Source organism: Flavobacterium anhuiense (genome assembly GCF_001705175.1).
GTDB classification, from domain to species: domain Bacteria; phylum Bacteroidota; class Bacteroidia; order Flavobacteriales; family Flavobacteriaceae; genus Flavobacterium; species Flavobacterium anhuiense.
In genome coordinates this window covers 4,817,152-4,835,106 of record NZ_CP016907.1, presented here as the reverse complement: position 1 = coordinate 4,835,106, position 17,955 = coordinate 4,817,152, and the positions used below count along the sequence as shown (strand labels likewise).

At 34.2% G+C, this 17,955-nt stretch carries 18 protein-coding genes; 11 read left to right on the top strand and 7 right to left on the bottom strand.

The features are described from left to right. Positions 1-102 precede the first annotated feature (102 nt). Together BB050_RS20425 and BB050_RS20420 are read right to left on the bottom strand one after the other, a co-directional pair. On the bottom strand, positions 103-480 hold the full coding sequence (locus BB050_RS20425) for a hypothetical protein (RefSeq protein WP_008463358.1): 378 nt from the start codon (positions 478-480) through the stop codon (positions 103-105). Between the two features lie 268 nt (positions 481-748). Beyond that, complete coding sequence (locus BB050_RS20420; RefSeq protein WP_008463360.1) at positions 749-1,381, bottom strand: nitroreductase family protein; 633 nt, start codon at positions 1,379-1,381, stop codon at positions 749-751. Between the two features lie 107 nt (positions 1,382-1,488). On the opposite strand from BB050_RS20420, the gene BB050_RS20415 reads away from it, so the two are divergent. Beyond that, positions 1,489-1,845: a winged helix-turn-helix transcriptional regulator gene (locus BB050_RS20415; RefSeq protein ID WP_035690806.1), complete on the top strand. Its 357-nt coding sequence runs from the start codon at positions 1,489-1,491 to the stop codon at positions 1,843-1,845. Here BB050_RS20415 and BB050_RS20410 read toward each other — a convergent pair. The 3 genes from BB050_RS20410 to BB050_RS20400 form a co-directional block, all read right to left on the bottom strand. Beyond that, positions 1,842-2,321 (bottom strand): MarR family winged helix-turn-helix transcriptional regulator, encoded by a 480-nt coding sequence (locus tag BB050_RS20410; RefSeq protein ID WP_008463362.1) that lies wholly within the window; start codon positions 2,319-2,321, stop codon positions 1,842-1,844. The two genes, BB050_RS20415 and BB050_RS20410, sit on opposite strands and share 4 nt — an antisense overlap. Before the next feature lie 2 nt (positions 2,322-2,323). Beyond that, positions 2,324-2,809, bottom strand: a complete 486-nt coding sequence (locus BB050_RS20405) for a GNAT family N-acetyltransferase (RefSeq protein WP_066034913.1) — start codon at positions 2,807-2,809, stop codon at positions 2,324-2,326. A 115-nt stretch (positions 2,810-2,924) separates the two neighbouring features. Further along, positions 2,925-3,518, bottom strand: a complete 594-nt coding sequence (locus BB050_RS20400; protein ID WP_008463364.1) for a hypothetical protein — start codon at positions 3,516-3,518, stop codon at positions 2,925-2,927. Positions 3,519-3,771: 253 nt separating this feature from the next. On the opposite strand from BB050_RS20400, the gene BB050_RS20395 reads away from it, so the two are divergent. The 9 genes from BB050_RS20395 to BB050_RS20355 all read left to right on the top strand — a co-directional run bounded on the left by BB050_RS20395 (position 3,772) and on the right by BB050_RS20355 (position 13,126). After that, entirely contained in the window at positions 3,772-4,683 is a 912-nt protein-coding gene (locus tag BB050_RS20395; protein WP_066034912.1) for a YybH family protein, read from the top strand. Positions 4,684-4,849: 166 nt separating this feature from the next. Further along, positions 4,850-5,488 carry an NAD(P)H-binding protein gene (locus BB050_RS20390; protein WP_066034911.1) on the top strand — a complete coding sequence of 213 codons (639 nt, stop codon included), beginning with the start codon at positions 4,850-4,852 and terminating at the stop codon, positions 5,486-5,488. 157 nt (positions 5,489-5,645) lie between these two features. After that, positions 5,646-7,631: a GAF domain-containing hybrid sensor histidine kinase/response regulator gene (locus BB050_RS20385; RefSeq protein ID WP_066034910.1), complete on the top strand. Its 1,986-nt coding sequence runs from the start codon at positions 5,646-5,648 to the stop codon at positions 7,629-7,631. Positions 7,632-7,707: 76 nt separating this feature from the next. Beyond that, positions 7,708-8,073 carry a response regulator transcription factor gene (locus BB050_RS20380; RefSeq protein ID WP_008463369.1) on the top strand — a complete coding sequence of 122 codons (366 nt, stop codon included), beginning with the start codon at positions 7,708-7,710 and terminating at the stop codon, positions 8,071-8,073. Continuing rightward, on the top strand, positions 8,070-9,287 hold the full coding sequence (locus tag BB050_RS20375) for a YaiO family outer membrane beta-barrel protein (protein ID WP_236940382.1): 1,218 nt from the start codon (positions 8,070-8,072) through the stop codon (positions 9,285-9,287). Before BB050_RS20380 ends, BB050_RS20375 begins: the two co-directional genes overlap by 4 nt. A gap of 1 nt (position 9,288) precedes the next feature. Continuing rightward, on the top strand, positions 9,289-10,110 hold the full coding sequence (locus BB050_RS20370) for a hypothetical protein (RefSeq protein ID WP_008463372.1): 822 nt from the start codon (positions 9,289-9,291) through the stop codon (positions 10,108-10,110). A gap of 12 nt (positions 10,111-10,122) precedes the next feature. Next, the gene (locus BB050_RS20365; RefSeq protein ID WP_066034909.1) at positions 10,123-11,556 is read left to right on the top strand and encodes a glycosyltransferase family 2 protein; all 1,434 of its coding nucleotides are present in this window, start codon (positions 10,123-10,125) and stop codon (positions 11,554-11,556) included. Positions 11,557-11,622: 66 nt separating this feature from the next. After that, positions 11,623-12,435 carry an AraC family transcriptional regulator gene (locus BB050_RS20360; protein WP_066034908.1) on the top strand — a complete coding sequence of 271 codons (813 nt, stop codon included), beginning with the start codon at positions 11,623-11,625 and terminating at the stop codon, positions 12,433-12,435. A gap of 79 nt (positions 12,436-12,514) precedes the next feature. Beyond that, entirely contained in the window at positions 12,515-13,126 is a 612-nt protein-coding gene (locus BB050_RS20355) for a DUF417 family protein (protein ID WP_066034907.1), read from the top strand. Between the two features lie 64 nt (positions 13,127-13,190). Here the strand turns inward: BB050_RS20355 and BB050_RS20350 are convergent, their stop codons facing one another. Then, on the bottom strand, positions 13,191-15,602 hold the full coding sequence (locus BB050_RS20350; RefSeq protein ID WP_066034906.1) for an ABC transporter permease: 2,412 nt from the start codon (positions 15,600-15,602) through the stop codon (positions 13,191-13,193). Positions 15,603-15,606: 4 nt separating this feature from the next. Next, positions 15,607-16,317, bottom strand: a complete 711-nt coding sequence (locus BB050_RS20345) for an ABC transporter ATP-binding protein (RefSeq protein ID WP_008463377.1) — start codon at positions 16,315-16,317, stop codon at positions 15,607-15,609. 286 nt (positions 16,318-16,603) lie between these two features. Between BB050_RS20345 and BB050_RS20340 the strand changes: the two genes are divergently transcribed. Further along, on the top strand, positions 16,604-17,953 hold the full coding sequence (locus tag BB050_RS20340) for a sigma-54-dependent transcriptional regulator (RefSeq protein ID WP_066034905.1): 1,350 nt from the start codon (positions 16,604-16,606) through the stop codon (positions 17,951-17,953). Positions 17,954-17,955 lie beyond the last annotated feature (2 nt).

Here is a 17,955-nt window from a genome sequence, read left to right as displayed (position 1 = left end):
CGAAATATAAAATATTTTAAAAAGAAACGAATAACAATTTGTATAAAAAATAAAGAGGAATATTCGTTCTCGAATATTCCTCTTTACAAAGGTAAAATTGTGTTATAATTTAGCTACTATTTCTTTTTTGTATTTATTAAGGATAGATTTTGTCATACCTAAATTAGCTTTTGTAGAATCTACAGCCAGATAAATAAAGTATTCCTGATTGTCAGATACATCAATGATGTGAATCTGAGAACTTAGCGTTATCATGATGTTGTCAATTACCTGGTCTTTTAATCCTAAAGCTTTAATAGCATTCATTTTTGCTTTTACCACTTCTAGATTATAAGCCGATGCTAACTCAGGATCAAAATCCGCTACTACAGATTGAGAATAGTATGACATGCCGCTTGCAATTTCAGCTACAGAAACTGCGATGAACCCTGGGACGTTCTTTTTTAGGTCTTCCCCAAATTGAGTTAAAAAATCAGACATAATTTTAGAATTTTAGTTGTTGTAAATAAGATTGAATAGTTTTGGATAAAAGCAAAATTAGGGATACAATATTATTTAATTATCCGCATTGCGTACCTTTTTTTATACAATAATTAAAAAATAACATAAGTCTGATAAAATTGGTTTTTTGTTTTTTAAACTGGATTTCGTTTTGGATTGAAAATGAAATAATTAAACTAAAAATGCTTTTGAAAAAAGTACTGGTGTACCTTTCAAAAGCATTTTCTTTTAAGCAAAAATTAATTTTTTACTTAATTACTGTTATAAATTCTTCTTGAGCAGTTCTTACTTTTTTCAAGTTTACCAACCAGTCATTTGCATCATCTCTATAACCAAGAGGTAAAACTAAAACACTTTTTAAACCAAGTTCGTTTAAACCTAAAAGTTTGTCTACTTCAGACGGAATAAAACCTTCCATTGGAGTTGCATCTACTTGCTGCTCAGCCGCGGCAGCGATTGCAATACCAAACGAAATATAAGCTTGTTTTGCCGCATGGTTAGCGTGCCATTCCTGACCTAGAGGCTCATACATTCCCCAAAGTCTTTGCTTGTATTCGTCCATTGCATCAGCAGGAATTCCTCTCTCAGCAATGGTTTTGTCAAATACGGCAGAAATTTTCTCTAAACTGTAACCATCCCAAGCAGCCCAAACCAAAACGTGAGAAGCGTCTGTAACTTGGCTTTGATCAAAACTTACCGCTCTTAGCTTTTCTTTAAGCTCTTGGTTTGTAATGACAAAGATTTTATAAGGTTGTAAACCAGAAGAAGAAGGTGCCAATTTTGCAGCTTCCAGAATATAATCTACTTTTTCTTGCGGAACAGCTTGTCCGTTCATTTTTTTTGTAGCATAACGCCACTTTAGTGCATCTATTAAGGCCATTTTTTTTAATTGATTAAAATTGTATTCAAATGTAAAAACTTTAAGTGTATTTTTGTCATAAGATTACCAAAAGTAACTGTAACATAGAGGTAACCTACTAATATAATATGATAAAAGAACCCATACACGACAAAAAATCGTGCAATCAGCATATTATGGCAGTCCATGACGCCATGTATATTTTAAACGGAAGATGGAAAATTTCTATTATAGCATCGCTATGCTTCAATACATTGAGATTTACCGACTTATTGCGAGAAGTGGAAGGCATTTCTGGGAAAATGCTGAGCAGGGAATTGAAAAACCTTGAAGAAAATCAGCTGGTAACGAGAACTGTTCTCAATACACAGCCTGTTACGGTTGAATATGAGTTAACAGAATACGGACATACCTTAAAAGAGGTTATTGATTCTCTTGCAAAATGGGGGCATAACCATAGAAAGAAAATTACAGGCAAAGATTAGTCTTTGCTTTTTATTTCAATGGCTTTTTGAAAAAATCCCTGACGAGTTAAATTCTGTTCTGCTTCTTCAATTGCTCGTAAAAGATTGTTTTGAGTGTTGGTAATTTCGTTTAATGCTTTTGTCATAATGCTCCAAACGGGCTGCATTTTAGAAACCAGTTCTTTTCCTTTTGCTGTCAAAATGATCAATCTCTTGCGTTCGTCTTGTTTGTCTTTTTTCGAGCTAATGATTTTCTCTTTTTCCAATTCCTTTAATAAACTGATTGTCGAAGGGTGGCTGTAGCCAATTTCGCTAGCAATTTCAACTACACTCAGCATTTCTTTTACATGTAGCGTGTAAATTACAGGAAACCATTTTGGTTCAAAATCAATATTAAAATAACTGTAAATCTGTGCGCCGTCTTTGCGCAATTGCTCGCTCAGACGCTGCAAACGTGTTGATATGGCCAAAATGCCTATTTCGTCAATTATATTCATTGTTATGGATTTAGTATTAAATGGCAAAAAACATTGTCAGGTTTCATTAACGGAAAATCAGCAGGAAGCGTTTCTTTTGGTATTGTTGCAAAGTTGTTCTTTTCATAAAAGCGCAAAGCAGCTTGCAATAAAGAAACCGTTCCTAAATATAAGTTTTTAATTCCGTTTTCTTTGCTATATTCAATTAATTGCTCCAATAATTGCTGGGCAATTTGAAATTCTTTTCCTCTGAATTCTTTCTTGACAAACATTTTTCTGATGGCAGCAGCTTCTGGATTAAATTTTACCAAAGCAATTGTGCCAACCAAATTTCCGTCAATAAAAGCGCCTAAAAATGTACCGCCCGATTTGAAATAAAAGTTTTGGATATCTAATAAATCTGGCTGATCTGCTAAAGTTATTGGTACATTGAATTCTTTTTGCTGAATGTTTAATATGAGATCTACGATTTCATTTTCGTACTCATTCTGTATAGGTTTAATCTGCATGGCATTTTAAAATTAAAATATGAGTACAAAACTACGTAGTTAACTACATGTATCCAAGCAAAAAACTGCTGAACCCAGCAGTTTTAAGTCTTTTTTATGATTTATTACAATTTTTTTATTCTTTAACTAAAACAATAACAGCCTTATAACCCGTACCAACATTCCATTCGCTTGATGAAATAACTTGGCCTTTATCGTCATAAACCTTAAATTCGGCTGTATTTGGAGAAGCAAAACCTTCGTTTAAGGCTTCAATATCAATTTTATTGATTCCCTTTTCCAAATTTATTTTGACACTTTTAAAATCGCCGTTCAAAAAGACTTCAGGTTCAATAACTTTATCGTTCAAATATACTTTTACTTTATCTCCGTCTACAAAAGCTGCATCTCGGTACATTATAGTAGAAGTAACGGCAGTAGTGTTGAAATTGCCTAAAAACTGATTTCTTCTATAAAATATTCCCTCAACATTGGCTTCCGGCTTATAAAGATTAGTGTTTTTAAATAATTCGTCTGGATTAACCTGCAATGGAGCTGGCTTCTCGATAGGCGCTGGTGGGTTTTCTTTGGGAGCAGCTTCTGCTGGAGGAATAACTTCTTTTACAGGAGATTTTTTTGCTGGAATTGATTTGAATTTATTATCCAATTCCTGAGCAAAACTGTGCATTGAAAAAGAAGCAAAGGCAATTATCAAAAATATTTTTTTCATGTTTTTATACTATTTAATCTTGTGTGGTATTGATTTAAAAAAATTAGATGCATCATAATCTTTTATATATAAACATTTTATAAAACCAATTATTGTCTTATAAATGGTTATTTTTCTAAAAATTAACTTTTCCGTTTTAGGCTTTCTAATAAAAAATGGACTTATTGCAAAGTGGTTTTTGAATCCTTTTTGTTGTTTTTAAAATACTGAATATCAATATTGTATATTTGTGTGTAACCAAAACAAATATGCTATGATCAAGTTTAGTTTAGCTTTTCTTTTTTTGACAATTGGTATTTTTGCTCAAGAAAACAAAGCAGATTCGGCTATAAAGAAGCAGATTGAAGAGTATAATGCTTCTTTTGCCACCGCTTTTATAAATGGAAAACAAGAAGATTTGGTAAAATCTTATACCGATCAAACCCTATTTATGCCAGAACACAGCAGGCAGCGGGTGGGTAGAGAAACTATTCGAGATTTCTACAAACAATGGCTGGCACAGGCAAAAGTTAGTGCTTACCAAAGAACTATTTTAGAATTGCAAGACCTCGGCAATTACGTTTTAGAGATTGGAACTTTCGCTGAAAACTTAAATGTAAACGGACAGAATCCGTTTTCGTATTCTGGAAAATATTCAGTTTTATGGAAAAAGTCTTCCAATAGGAGCCTGCCTCCAACAATTGCCGCAGAAATTTGGGGTTCGGCAAGTTATTTTGATGATAAAAATATTCCGAATATAGACGATACCGCAGTTCCGCCAACGAAAGAATATATTCCGACTGACAAGTTAACTTTAGAAGTAAAAGAAAGAAATAATAGAATTAAAGAATTAGTTCAGAATAGGCAAGGAGCAGAGCATGCCAAAATGTTTATGCCAGATGCCATGTATTTGACTTATTATACTCCGATTCTTTCTGGCGAAAAAGAGATTACAGCCTATTTTACAGAACACGAAAAGCCTGGCACATTGCGTATTGAACAGATTTCTATTCAAACTTCAAATATCATTTATGCCCAAAAAGCCATTGTAGAATTTGGCTTTTATAACGTTGATTGGCGTGACGACGAAAAAAACGGAAATGTAAAAGGAAAAAGTATAAATGTTTGGAAAAAAAACAGTAATGGAGAATTATTGCTTTTTCGCCAGATGGTAAATCATGATTAAAAAATTAAAAATTCTAATTTGAAGTTAGAGAAACTACACGTTGTGTTAGTCTATTTTTTAGGTTTTAAAAAACATTTGAAAGGGAATTTTCCGAATGTTTCAGAGGAGTATCGGTAGAAGTTTTTTAAAAAGATCCTTATATTTACGACACAAAATTTCTAAAATCATGAAAGCATTAGTAATTGGAGCTACGGGCGCTACAGGAAAAGAGCTAGTTAACCTGCTATTGGAAAATAATGATTACGAAGCAGTTTCGATTTTTGTAAGACGCCCAATAGAAAAATCACATCCAAAACTCACAGAATATATTGTTGATTTTTCAAATGTAGCTTCATTTCAGAATTTAATTTATGGAGACGTTCTTTTTTCTTGTTTGGGAACCACGCTGAAAGATGCAGGTTCAAAAGAAAAACAATGGAAAATCGATTATGATATTCCGGCCGAATTTGCAGCTGTTGCAAAACAAAATAAGGTAAAATCTTTGGTATTAGTTTCTTCGTACGGAGCCTCAGCCAAAAGCAGCGTATATTATTCTATGATGAAAGGAAAACTAGAAGAATACCTCCAAGAGCTTCATTTTTCTCAATATATTATTTTTAGACCTGGACCGCTAATTCGTGAGAATACAGATCGTTTGGGCGAAAAGCTTTCAATTAAAGTAATAAAATTCTTTAATGCAATTGGACTTTTTAAAAATCTGAAACCAATTGCAACCTCATTTTTGGCCAAAAAACTAGTAAAAGCACCCAAAGCGCTTCCTGAAGGAATGACAATATTGGAATTAAACAGTATTCTTAAATTGTAACATAAATTTGATAATAGAAAATTGAAAAAAGAATAAATAAGTAATCCAAACCGTAATACTTAAGTCTTTGTGGATATAATTTTATAATAAACTCTATGCTGGACAAGGGTTTTAGACTATTTTGCTTTATCTTTATACTTTTTACTGCGCCAAAGAAATGAATAATAATTACCCCATTCCAGAAAACGAACTACAGCGTTTAGCAGCTCTAAAACGCTATAATATACTTGATACGCTTCCAGATGATGCTTTTGACGATGCAACAAAACTTGTAGCCTATATTTGCGGCGTGCCAATTGCGCATATTTCTTTTATTGATGAAAACAGGCAATGGTTTAAATCGGAGATTGGAATAGGCGTTTCTGAAGTGCCGCGTGAAATCAGTTTTTGCCAGTATACCATCTTGGACTCTAAAATGACAGAAATAAACGATACTTTACTTAATGATCGTTTTAAAGATGATCCTAATGTTACTGGAGGTTTTAATATACGATTTTATGCAGGGGTACCGCTTACAACGCCAGACGGGTATAATATTGGAACATTATGTGCTATTGATCATGAGGCCAAAGTATTGAATGAAAATCAGCGTAATGCACTTTCTATTGTGGCCAAACATGTTATTACTTCATTGGAATTAAGCACAAAAAACAATCAATTGTATACGCAACGAAAAATCGCAGAACGAGCAGTTTTGGCAAGAGATAGTTTTTTGGCCAATATGAGTCATGAAATTAGGACGCCTCTTAATGCAATTATTGGTTTTACAGATCTGCTGGCACAAACAAAACTTGATGATACACAGCGTGATTATATAGGAAATGTCCAAATTGCTGGCGAAAATTTACTTTTGATAGTAAATGATATTCTGGATCTTTCAAAAATGGAGTCTGGAAATTTACCAATCGAATCCGAGCCATTTAATTTGAAGAAAACCCTTAGACACGTTTATAGTTTGCTGAAAGTAAAAGTGCAGAAGGAAGTTGAGTTTAATCTTTTTCTTGATGCTGAATTGCCAGACATGGTGATTGGAGATCAAGGAAGGCTCAATCAAATATTGGTAAATCTCATTGGAAATGCGCTGAAGTTTACAAATGAAGGAGAAGTGACCGTTTCGGTAAAGAAAATTGAGGAAACCGAAGACAGTTATTCGTTTAAATTTTCTATTAAAGATACTGGGATTGGAATCGCAAAAGATAAGCTCGAAACTATTTTTGAAAGGTTTACGCAAGGTGAGGAAAGCACAACGCGAACATTTGGAGGCACTGGACTCGGATTGAATATAGTAAAACAGCTAGTCGAACTTCAGAAAGGAGAAGTTCATGTAAAAAGTACCTTAAACCGTGGTTCGGAATTTTTCTTTACCCTGTCATATAAAAAATCAAACGCTAGGGAAGCAGAAGTAAAAACTGTTTCTAATAATGATTTGGGAAATCTTAAAATATTGCTCTGCGAAGATAATGTTTTAAACCAAAAGCTTGCAAAAAGCGTAATTAATAATTTTGGTTTTGATTTGGATATTGCACAAAACGGTGAAGAAGGCATCGAACTTTTGTCTCAAAATGAATATGATTTGGTCTTAATGGATTTACAAATGCCCGTTAAAGATGGCTACCAAACCACAGAATATATTAGAAATGAAATGAATTCCGCCATTCCGATTATTGCCATGACAGCACATTCTCTGGTAGGAGAGCAGGAGCGATGCTACAAAGTAGGAATGAATGCTTATGTGCCAAAACCGTTTAAGCAGTCCGTTCTTTTAAAAGCCATAAAAACGGTAATGTCACCAGACGCTGATGCGCATCATAAGAGAATTATTGATATGTCTTTTCTAGATGAAATGTCTGGAAACGATCCAGAATTTAAAAAAGATATGATTAATCTTTTTATTGAAAAAATTCCGAATCAAGTGGCACAGTTAGAAGAAGCATTTAAGGAAACTGATTACGACAACGTAAGGAAACTGGCGCATAATATGAAATCAAGCATGGATATTTTTATGCTGCAGGATTTGAGCAATTGCCTGTCAATTATTGAGGAAGAAGCCTCATATGGTAAATTTACGGCAGACGTTTTAGATAAAATGAATATTTTCAGTTGTGGAATTGAGGAAGTCGTTAAAATTTTAAAAGAGTTATGATATAACGGAAATATACTGTAGTTTTATAGTAATAATGAATATGATTTAGTTTGTCCCAAAGAGAAAAAAATAAAAAATGAGAATTATTGTAGCCGAAGATAATGATATCCTACGCAAATCGTTGTCTTTTTTCTTAGAGTCTAAAGGATTTAATGTTGACCAGTTTTCTGATGGTAAAGAGGCGCTAGAGGCGATCGAAAAAGAAAACTATGATTTGATATTGACCGACATAAATATGCCAGGAATAAGCGGGATGGAAATTACCCAGCATGTTAGAGAGAACCTTAAATCTGATATTCCTGTCATTATATTAACTTCTTCGGGTGTTGAGCAGACAGAGCTTGATTCTTTTGACATTGGAGCAAACGAATTTATTGCTAAGCCTGTAAGTCCGGCTGTGCTTTTAGTGAGGATTAATAAACTGCTAAAGACTCGAATATGATGAAGTTGGTATATTATTCTATTTTCCTGCTTTTTATTTCCTCAATTGCAATGGGCCAAGAAATCAATGTTGATGAGACTCTGACAAATGCAAGGCGTGAAGCCGAAAAAGAAAATTATGATAAAGCATTGTCGCTGATAGAACCCCTTCGCGCAAAATATCCTGAAAACGAGGATGTGCAGACTTTTGCGGGACGAATTTACAGCTGGAAAAAGGATTATAAAATGGCAGTAAAAGTTTTGTCTCCCATGGCAGACAGAAACAATCCCAATCTTGAGGCTTTGCAAGCGCTTATAAATGTGTATTTCTGGACAGAAGATTACGAAAAATGTATTTCGTATTGCGATAAATACCTTGCTATTGATCCAAAATCGGTTGAGGTTTTGAAAATTAAAGCCACTTGTCTGGAAAAACTAAACCGTGATCAGGAGGCATTAGATTTAATAGATAAAGCATCTTACATTGATAATAGTACTCAAGCTTTCAGAGGAATCCGTACGCTTATTGGGCGCAAAGCCAAAAATGCAGTTTCGTTTTCTTATCTAAATATTTCGACATCAAATCCTGGACAGTCTCCGTTTCATTATGGATACGCAGAGTACTCGCATAAATTCAGTAAATCAGCGATTGTAGGAAGGGCAAATATTGGAAACATCAGCAATGAGACTCAAATGCTTTTTGAAACCGATTTTTATCAGACTTTTTCAGACAAAAGTTATTTGTATGCAAATGCTGGAGTATCAACAGGAAAAACCATATTTCCTGTATTAAAAGGTGGTTTGGAATATTATTTTGCTCCACAGAAAAAGTTTGATTTTTCGCTTGGAGCAAGATTTATGCATTTTGATACAGACGATATTACCTTGCTGACAGGACAAGTGGCATACAATGCAGGAGTTTATAATTTTGCTTATAGACCTTATTATGATATTTCGAACGAACTTTTTTCTCATGTTTTAAGCGTTCAGCGCGTAAATGAAGAAAAAGAACGCCTTATCAGATTGGAATTGCAATACGGAAATGTTCCATATCTGTATCTCTACAATAGTTTTACACAGCCATTAAAAGCTTATCGTGTCGGACTTCAATATCAGCATCGTTTTGGGGATTCGTTTTTTGTGCGCCCGATTTTCCTTTATGAATATGAGGAATATATTCCCAGCGAATACAGAAACAAGTTTAATGTACAGCTAATTGTAACAAAACGTTTTTAAGATGACAGAATTCTGGGAACTATATAAAAACGGCCAGTGGGAAGTGCCTTTTCTTACTTTCTCCATTTATCTGTTCTTAGCGGGTTCACTTATTCTGTATCTTATTATAGTAGCCAGCAGAAATGGTAAAATCAAAAAAGAACGTCTTAGCAAAGAATACAGTGTTGTGATAGATAAAGTATTATCGGCTGTCATTTTTGAGAATATTTCTTTTGCTGAAGTAAAAAAAGACAAAAATTTTCTTGTGCTTTTTGACACGCCTTTTTTTAGAGAAGTTTTAATGGAATCCCTTATCAATCTGCATAAAAACTACGAAGGAATTTATGCTCAGAAATTGGAAGAGTTTTATAAAGATTCGGGATTAATAAAATCTTCGTTCCGAAAGCTTAAAAGCTTGAAATGGGAAGTAAAATGCAAAGGAATTACTGAATTGGCAGAATTTAATATTAAAGAAGCATTCGATCAGATTATTGCTTACTCTAAAGCGAGAAAAAAAACACTAAAGATTGTGGCATTAAATGCCGCTATAAAACTTGAAGGTACTGAGAGTATAAAATATTTGGTAGACCATTTAGATCCCATAGACGATTGGATGCAGCTGAATATTATTGGCGCTTTCAAAAAACATGATGTTGGTGATAGAGAAGGAATTGAACATTTGTTAGAATCGCAAAACACCACTGTAATTGCGCTTGGATTAAAACTTATAAAAGAACTTAAACTAACACAGAAACTTCCTTATGTAGTTCAGTTAGCAGACAATACTTCAAACACGGTAATTAAATACAAAGCACAGAGTCTTTTACAGACCTTAACAGCATAATCTTATAAGAAAATGACTTTTTTTAATACTGAAATAACGTGGTTTTTGGATGTATACATACTCCTGATTCTTGGTTACGCCATACTAATTATGTCTTCTTATTTAATGCTGGCTTATATTTCTACAAAAGAGCTTAGAAAATATCTCAAACGAAACAGTTTTGTTGATTATGATGTGCTCTTAACCAGCGAGTTTGCACCAAAACTTTCGCTTATTGCGCCAGCGTATAACGAAGGTCTTACCATCGAAGAAAATGTAAAATCTCTACTTTCTCTGAATTATAATAATTATCAGGTCATCGTGGTAAACGATGGAAGCAAAGACAATTCGATGGAAATCTTAACCAAAACCTACGATTTGGTTTTAACCGATTTAGACTTTCATCCACAAATTGAAACCAAAAAGATTAGAGGAATTTATACTTCTAGAAATGCAGCTTTCAAAAAACTGATTGTTGTTGATAAAGAAAATGGCGGAAAAGCAGATGCATTAAATGTCGGACTTAATATTGCTCAAAATCCCTATGTGGTTTGTATTGATGTCGATTGCATTTTAGATAAAGATTCGCTTTTAAAACTCGCAAAGCCATTTTTAGAGTCCTACGGAAAACGTATTATTGCTACTGGTGGGGTGGTGCGAATCGCTAATCAGTGTGTGATAAAAAATGGACGCTTGGTCGAAGTAAATGTACCAGATGTAATGCTTTCGAGAATTCAGGTTTTAGAGTATCTGAGAGCTTTCCTTTTAGGAAGAATGGCTTGGGGAAAACTAGACGGATTATTGCTGATTAGCGGTGCTTTTGGCGCTTTTGACAAAGAAATAGCCATACTTTCTGGTGGTTACAGCACCAAAACGGTCGGAGAAGATATGGAACTTATAGTTAGAATGCGCCGTTATATGCTGGATAATAAACTGCCTTATTCTGTAAGTTACATTCCAGATCCGCTTTGTTGGACAGAAGCACCTGAGGATTTCAAAATATTCAAAAAACAGCGTTCCCGATGGATGAGAGGAACAATAGAAACATTAAGCATTCACCGCAGAATGTTTCTTAATCCAAAATACAAATTACTAGGAATGCTAAGTGTGCCGTATTGGACTTTGTTCGAATTTCTAGCGCCTGGGATAGAATTTATTGGTTTAATAATCACTGCTGTATTTATAATATTCGGTCTGTTGAATTGGCATTTTTTCTTCTTGCTATTGTTTTTTGTGTATTCGTTTGCAGTTTTGTTTTCTGTGATTGCTTTATACAGTGAAGAAAAAACCTATCATAAATACCCCAAACAAGCCGATTTTTTCAAGCTTTTAATGGCTGCATTTGTCGAACCGTTTTACTTTCATCCGCTTACTGTTTATGCGGCTTTGGTCGGCTATAAAGAAAAAATTATGGGAACAAAAGGTTGGGGTGAAATGACCAGAAAGGGATTTACCAAAAAAGAATAAAAAAGCTAAATTTATACGGTTTAGTTTTTTTGGAGAAACAAAAGAAACAAACCGTAATTTAGTAATATGAAAATCGAACTGCAGCAATCTTCTTTTCTTCAAAAGGAAATCAACGAGCCTTATTACAACATTCTAATGTTTGACGGAGAAGCTGTTTTCTCTGTCGATTTAACTGATTATGAATGCAAAGGAAAGAGTCTTTTGTTTTTAACGCCGTATCAATTATTGCAATGGAAAAGTTCGACAGCGTCTTTCGTAAATATTCTAAGTTTTCACGGAGATTTTTACTGCATTGAATATCATAAAAAAGAAGTGGCATGCAACGGAATTTTATTCAATGATATTTACAGCGAACCTTTTGTAACTGTTTCCGATTTTATTTACGAAGAAATTACGAGTATTATGGAAAGAATGAAAAGGGTGGAAGACTCTGATTTGGATTATGATAATTCGATTATAAAATCCTATTTGCAAGTTATTCTAGCTTTAAGCAGCAAAGAAAAACAACTTAAAATGTCACCACAAATTCAGGAATCTATAGGAAATGCTGATATTTTGAAGTTTCAGCATTTGTTAGACACGCATTTTCTAGAAGCAAAAGAAGTTGCTTTTTATGCGTCAAAATACAATTTGAGTGTGAATACTTTTAGTAAAAGAATTAAAAAGCATTTTGGAAAATCACCTTCTCAGCTTATTCAAGATCGAATTGTTTTGGAAGCCAAGAAATTGTTGCATTTGACAACCAAAACGATAAAAGAAATAGCAGACGATCTTAATTTTGAAGACGAATTCTATTTCAGCCGCTATTTCAAGAAAAGTGTTGGAATTTCGCCTACAGTATTTAGAAAAGAAGTCGGTATTTCTATCGTGGCAAAATAATCCATGAAAACTCCTTTACGTCCATTTTTATCCCGTTAGCTGTAAAGTAATTTTGATATGTATTTAAAACATAATCAAAATGGAAAAATTTATAAGATTTATTGCTGGTGGGCAAAACAACTTTATTCACTTTTTAAGAATTGCCATATTTGTTGTAATGGCTTGGATTGGCGGATTAAAAGTCTTTAAATATGAAGCAGACGGAATAGTTCCGCTTGTCGCGAATAGTCCGTTTATGAGTTTCTTTTATAAAGATGCCAATAAACAAATTGTAAATGATGACGGAAAAACGGTAAAAGCCTACACACTTTACAAAAACGTTGAAGGTAAAACGGTTGAGAAAAACATCAAATGGCACGAAGAAAACGGCACATACATTTTCTCTTACGGATTAGGAATTGTTATTGTAACAATAGGTTTATTGGTTCTTTTAGGCATTTGGTTTCCTAAAATGGGCTTTGTGGGCGGACTTCTGACATTCGGAATGGCATTTGTAACCTTATCATTTTTAATTACAACACCAGAAGTTTACGTTCCGAATTTGGGAGGTGATTTTCCAACGCCACAGTTTGGTTTTCCGTATCTTTCAGTTGGAGGCCGTTTGGTTCTCAAAGACATTATCATGATGAGTGGTGGACTGATTGTAGCTTCAGATAGTGCCAAGAAAATTTTAAAAAGATTTTACGCTTAATCAAAATAAAAAAGCTGCGCAAGGGGCTCAGACTTGCACAGCTTTTTACAAAAACTCAAACTAATTACTCATATTTTAAATATCGCAGTACATCTACTTTTGTTACTTGGTAGGCTTTTGCTAAAACAATCGTCAGCGTTAAAAATAACAGCGAAACAAAAGCGACTAGAAAAGGCAGAAACGGAATATCGATTCGAGAGGCAAAGTTTTCAAGCCATTTCTGCATAAATAAATAGGCAGGAACAATTCCGATAAGGAAACCAATTATGCAGAAAATGACATACTGTTTGGATAATTCTTTTAGCAAAGTATTGGTTTCAGCGCCAAGCGTTTTTCTGATGGCAATTTCGCGCAGTCTTCTTTCCATAGAAAAAGAAGCCAAAGCAAACAATCCGAAAACAGCAATTAATATGACCACCACATTCAGCAGAGCAAACAGATTTCTCTGATCTTGATATTTCTTATAGGTTCTGGCAAAGTTTTTATCTACGAAATCATACTCAAACGGATATTCCTGATCTACTTTAGATTTCCAGAATTTATCTATAGCTGCAATCGTTTCGGGCATTTGGTCTGGAGATATTTTGACCGTCATATTTCTCATATCATTAGTCATCCAGTCAAACGCTTTAATATGAAAAAAGATCATTGGAGCAACATTATATTCTAATCCGATGTAATGGAAATTTTTGACAATACCTACCACTTTAAATTTCTGACCTCCAAATGTGATATCTTGATTTACAGGGTCTTTTACCATTAGGGTTTTGGCCGCGGTTTCATTCAATAAAGCGCTCGAGATGCTGTCTGTTGCCAATTCAGGATTCAAATCTCTTCCTTTTAATATTTTGATTCCTAAGAGGTTGAGCTGTCCGAAATCCATAGGCAATTGCTGCGTAATCACTTCTTTATTTGCTTTATAGTGCAGCCCTTGCCATGAATTCTCATTGCTTCCAATAGAAAACATTCCAGCAGAAACACCTTCAACGCCTTTAATTTTTAGAAGTTCTTGTTTAATTGCTTTATACCTTTCATATTGATTTTTTCCTTTTTGCGGTTTAAAAGAAATGTCCATAACCTGAGATCCATTAAAACCTAAATCCTTCGCCATCATAAAGTTTACCTGTTTGTAAACAATAAAAGACCCGATAATAAAAAGAGTAGCAATAGAAAACTGTAAAACAAGCATTCCGTTACGAATCCAGACACCGTTTTTGCTTCTCGAAAAATTGCCTTTTAGAACTTTCAGAGTTTCAAAATTTGAAATGTAGACTGCTGGAAAAACCCCGGAAACCAATATTACAGCAAAGAAAACTACAATCAGCTGAAAGTAAAATTGAGCTCCGATTAGGACTAGATTTTTTTCTAAAAAAGAATTGTAGAAGGGTAGTGAAAGCTCAACAATTACCATGGCCAGCAGAACAGAAAATAACGTCATTAGTGTGGTTTCAAATACAAACTGAGCAATAATTTGAGATTTTGAAGCGCCAATTATTTTGCGAACTCCAACTTCTTTGGCACGTTTTATCGCATTTGCAGTTGCCATATTGATGTAGTTTACAATCGAAAGAATTAAAATTAAGATTGATAAACCCATTACAATCTTCAAGAACTGTAAATTGCCATTTTTTTCAGGAAACGCATAATTACCTTGAAAAAGTCTTGCCCTTGAAAGCGGAAGAAGCCTTGATTTTATGGGATCTCCATATTGTTTTATAAATTGTTCAAGAGATAAACCTTCAGCTTTTGCTTGTTTTTTGTAGTTGTCTTCAAGAAATATTTTATCCAAATTTTGAATTACAGCTGTCGTATCACTTTGTTTTTTCAGCTTAAGCATTAATCCGTAATTGAAACCCCAGTTTTCTTTATTTTTTTCTAATTCTTCTTCAACTACGGGAGTCACTACAGCTGGCATTACCGACGATTTTTCAGGTAATTTGTAAACACCGCGAACAACAAAAATTCGATCGGCATATTTTACCTGTTTGCCTATTGGATTTTCATTCTTAAAAATGCGCGTGGCAGTTTCTTTAGAAAGCACCATGCTGTTGCGATCGCTAAAGGCTGTTTTGGCATTGCCCTGAATAAACTCAAAAGGGAAAAAAGAAAAGAAGCTCCTTTCGGCCGAAAAGATTTTGTCGACCAATTCTATTTTTCCGTTGTACTGAATCGTTTCTTTTGTATAATACGGTCTATAATAGCAATATTGCTCTAAATAAGAAGTAGTTTCTTTTAGCATTCGGCCAGGAATTGGAGAGTTTGTTGTCCAGATATTTCCCCCGCCAAAATCATTCATTACGTTATAAATTTTATCCTTTTCAGGATTCCACTTATCGTAAGCGTGTTCGTCATTCCAGTATAGAATGGCAAAGATTAAACCTGCAATTCCGATACTTAAGCCTAATATGTTTAGAACTGTAAAGAATTTGTTGTTCCTAATATGGTAAATAAATATGTTTGTCCAGTTTTTAAGCATGACCCTAGTAATTTGAATTTACCAATACATCAACATTTCTATGATTTACTTTTTCTGAAAGAATTGCACCATCTTTCATGAAAATGGTTTTTTGCGAAAAAGAAGCGTCATAATCGGAGTGTGTCACCATCAAAATTGTCGATCCGCTAGCATGAAGGTCGGTTAGTAATTCCATAACCTCGTTTCCGTTTCTACTATCTAGATTTCCTGTTGGCTCATCGGCCAAAATAATTTTCGGATTATTGATTAAAGCTCTTGCTACGGCTACACGCTGCTGCTGTCCGCCTGAAAGCTGTTGCGGAAAATGCTTCAATCGGTGTGCGATTCCCAAAATTTTTGCCATTTCGTTTACTCGCGATTTTCTTTCGGCAGAAGGCACATTGCTATAAATTAAAGGCAATTCGATGTTGTCAAAAACTGATAATTCGTCAATTAAGTTGAAATTCTGGAAGATGAATCCGATGTTTTCTTTTCTGGCTTGCGATTTTTGTTTTTCCTTCAAGCCGACCATTTCTTGATCAAGAAGTTGGTAACTTCCGCTTGAAGCGCTGTCCAAAAGTCCAACAATATTCAATAAAGTCGATTTTCCACTTCCCGAAGGTCCCATAATCGAAACAAAATCGCCTTGATTAATGGTTAACGAAATTTCACTCAATGCTTTGGTTTCTAATTCCTCAGTTCTAAATACTTTCGAAAGTTTTGTAATGGTAATCATAATTTGACTGTTTTAATTTTTGATTGATTTTCTTTTAAAATTTTTATGCCCTTCGGAAATGACAGAAACAAGTCTGAAAATTAAGATAAAATTTTTTTAATTTATCGCTATTTATTTTGTTATTTGTACTTCCTAAAGAGGTTAATTCTTAATGATTTACAAGTTCTAATGTGATTTTCGTGCCAGTAAATTAAACCTTGTAAAAGCCTTGTTTTTAAGGGATTATTTTTTGATAAAAATCTAAACTGTCCATAAATGGACACCTTTCGTCCAAAACTGAACAATAATGAAAAAGACCAACGCATCTATTTTAATCATCGACGATCAGGAAGACATTCTTTTTGCATCAAAAGTTTATCTGAAAAAGTATTTTGAAAACATTTATACGCTCAATAATCCGAAAAACATTGTCGAATTATTGGCGAAAAATGCCATTGATGTAGTGTTATTAGACATGAATTACAGATTAGGTTTTGAAGATGGGAGAGAAGGGCTGTATCTCTTGAAGGAAATCAAAACGCTTTCGCCAAAAACAGTTGTCATTCTTATGACGGCTTTTGGAAAAGTAGAAACAGCTGTCGAAGGTTTAAAATCGGGTGCTTTTGATTATATTCTAAAACCTTGGGAAAATAAAAAGCTTTTAGAATCGGTAAAACAAGCCGTAGATAAATCTCGAAAAGAACAGAAGAAAAATAAAGAGGTTGAGCTAAAAGAAGACTTTTTTGTCGGCAGTTCTGAAATTATAAAAAAGGCCTATTCACTGGCAGATAAAGTCGCCAAAACCGATGCTAATGTTCTAATTTTAGGTGAAAATGGAACCGGAAAATTTGTTCTCGCGCATCATATTCACTTGCAATCCGAAAGGAAAAACCAGCCGTTTATTGCAGTCGATTTAGGTTCTTTAAATTCGAATATTTTCGAAAGCGAGTTGTTTGGTTATGCCAAAGGCGCTTTTACCGATGCTAAAACGGATACAGCAGGACGCTTTGAAATGGCGCAACACGGAACTATTTTTTTGGATGAAATCGGGAATGTGCCACTTCATTTGCAATCAAAACTACTTCAAGTGATTCAAACCAAAACCGTAACAAGATTGGGAGAAACGAAAGCAAGACCTTTGAATGTTAGAATTATTACAGCAACCAATTTGAATCTAAAAAAAGAAGTAGCTGATAAAAATTTTCGTGAAGATTTGTATTATCGCATCAATACCATGGAAATCGTTTTGCCTCCGTTGAGAGAACGTCACGAAGATAAGATTCCGCTTGCCGAATATCTTTTGGATAAAATGATTGAGAAATATGGCCGCGACGAAATCACTTTTGATAAAAAAGTCTTGGAGCAGATTGAAAAACATGCCTGGAACGGAAACATCCGTGAAATGGAAAATAAGATTGAGCGCGCCGTTATTCTCTGCGAAAATAACACCATAACGGTTTCTGATCTGGATTTAGAAACGATAACACCTTACGAGGAAAATTCAGATGATATTCAGCTTTCTTCTGTTGAAAAAGCAGCAGTTGAAAAAGCACTTCTTAAAAACAACAACAATATCAGTAAAACAGCCGAAGAATTAGGGCTTTCAAGAGGCGCGCTGTATAGACGTTTGGAGAAATTTAATATCAATATCGACTAATT

Excerpts from the sequence above, each read along its gene's own strand:
- BB050_RS20380 (WP_008463369.1), top strand. The coding sequence starts at position 7,708 with ATGAGAATTATTGTAGCCGAAGATAATGATATCCTACGCAAATCGTTG.
- BB050_RS20365 (WP_066034909.1), top strand. The coding sequence starts at position 10,123 with ATGACTTTTTTTAATACTGAAATAACGTGGTTTTTGGATGTATACATA.
- BB050_RS20345 (WP_008463377.1), bottom strand. The coding sequence starts at position 16,317 with ATGATTACCATTACAAAACTTTCGAAAGTATTTAGAACTGAGGAATTA.
- BB050_RS20420 (WP_008463360.1), bottom strand. The coding sequence starts at position 1,381 with ATGGCCTTAATAGATGCACTAAAGTGGCGTTATGCTACAAAAAAAATG.
- BB050_RS20385 (WP_066034910.1), top strand. The coding sequence starts at position 5,646 with ATGAATAATAATTACCCCATTCCAGAAAACGAACTACAGCGTTTAGCA.
- BB050_RS20400 (WP_008463364.1), bottom strand. The coding sequence starts at position 3,518 with ATGAAAAAAATATTTTTGATAATTGCCTTTGCTTCTTTTTCAATGCAC.
- BB050_RS20410 (WP_008463362.1), bottom strand. The coding sequence starts at position 2,321 with ATGAATATAATTGACGAAATAGGCATTTTGGCCATATCAACACGTTTG.
- BB050_RS20405 (WP_066034913.1), bottom strand. The coding sequence starts at position 2,809 with ATGCAGATTAAACCTATACAGAATGAGTACGAAAATGAAATCGTAGAT.
- BB050_RS20355 (WP_066034907.1), top strand. The coding sequence starts at position 12,515 with ATGGAAAAATTTATAAGATTTATTGCTGGTGGGCAAAACAACTTTATT.
- BB050_RS20340 (WP_066034905.1), top strand. The coding sequence starts at position 16,604 with ATGAAAAAGACCAACGCATCTATTTTAATCATCGACGATCAGGAAGAC.
- BB050_RS20390 (WP_066034911.1), top strand. The coding sequence starts at position 4,850 with ATGAAAGCATTAGTAATTGGAGCTACGGGCGCTACAGGAAAAGAGCTA.
- BB050_RS20370 (WP_008463372.1), top strand. The coding sequence starts at position 9,289 with ATGACAGAATTCTGGGAACTATATAAAAACGGCCAGTGGGAAGTGCCT.
- BB050_RS20395 (WP_066034912.1), top strand. The coding sequence starts at position 3,772 with ATGATCAAGTTTAGTTTAGCTTTTCTTTTTTTGACAATTGGTATTTTT.
- BB050_RS20375 (WP_236940382.1), top strand. The coding sequence starts at position 8,070 with ATGATGAAGTTGGTATATTATTCTATTTTCCTGCTTTTTATTTCCTCA.
- BB050_RS20350 (WP_066034906.1), bottom strand. The coding sequence starts at position 15,602 with ATGCTTAAAAACTGGACAAACATATTTATTTACCATATTAGGAACAAC.
- BB050_RS20360 (WP_066034908.1), top strand. The coding sequence starts at position 11,623 with ATGAAAATCGAACTGCAGCAATCTTCTTTTCTTCAAAAGGAAATCAAC.
- BB050_RS20415 (WP_035690806.1), top strand. The coding sequence starts at position 1,489 with ATGATAAAAGAACCCATACACGACAAAAAATCGTGCAATCAGCATATT.
- BB050_RS20425 (WP_008463358.1), bottom strand. The coding sequence starts at position 480 with ATGTCTGATTTTTTAACTCAATTTGGGGAAGACCTAAAAAAGAACGTC.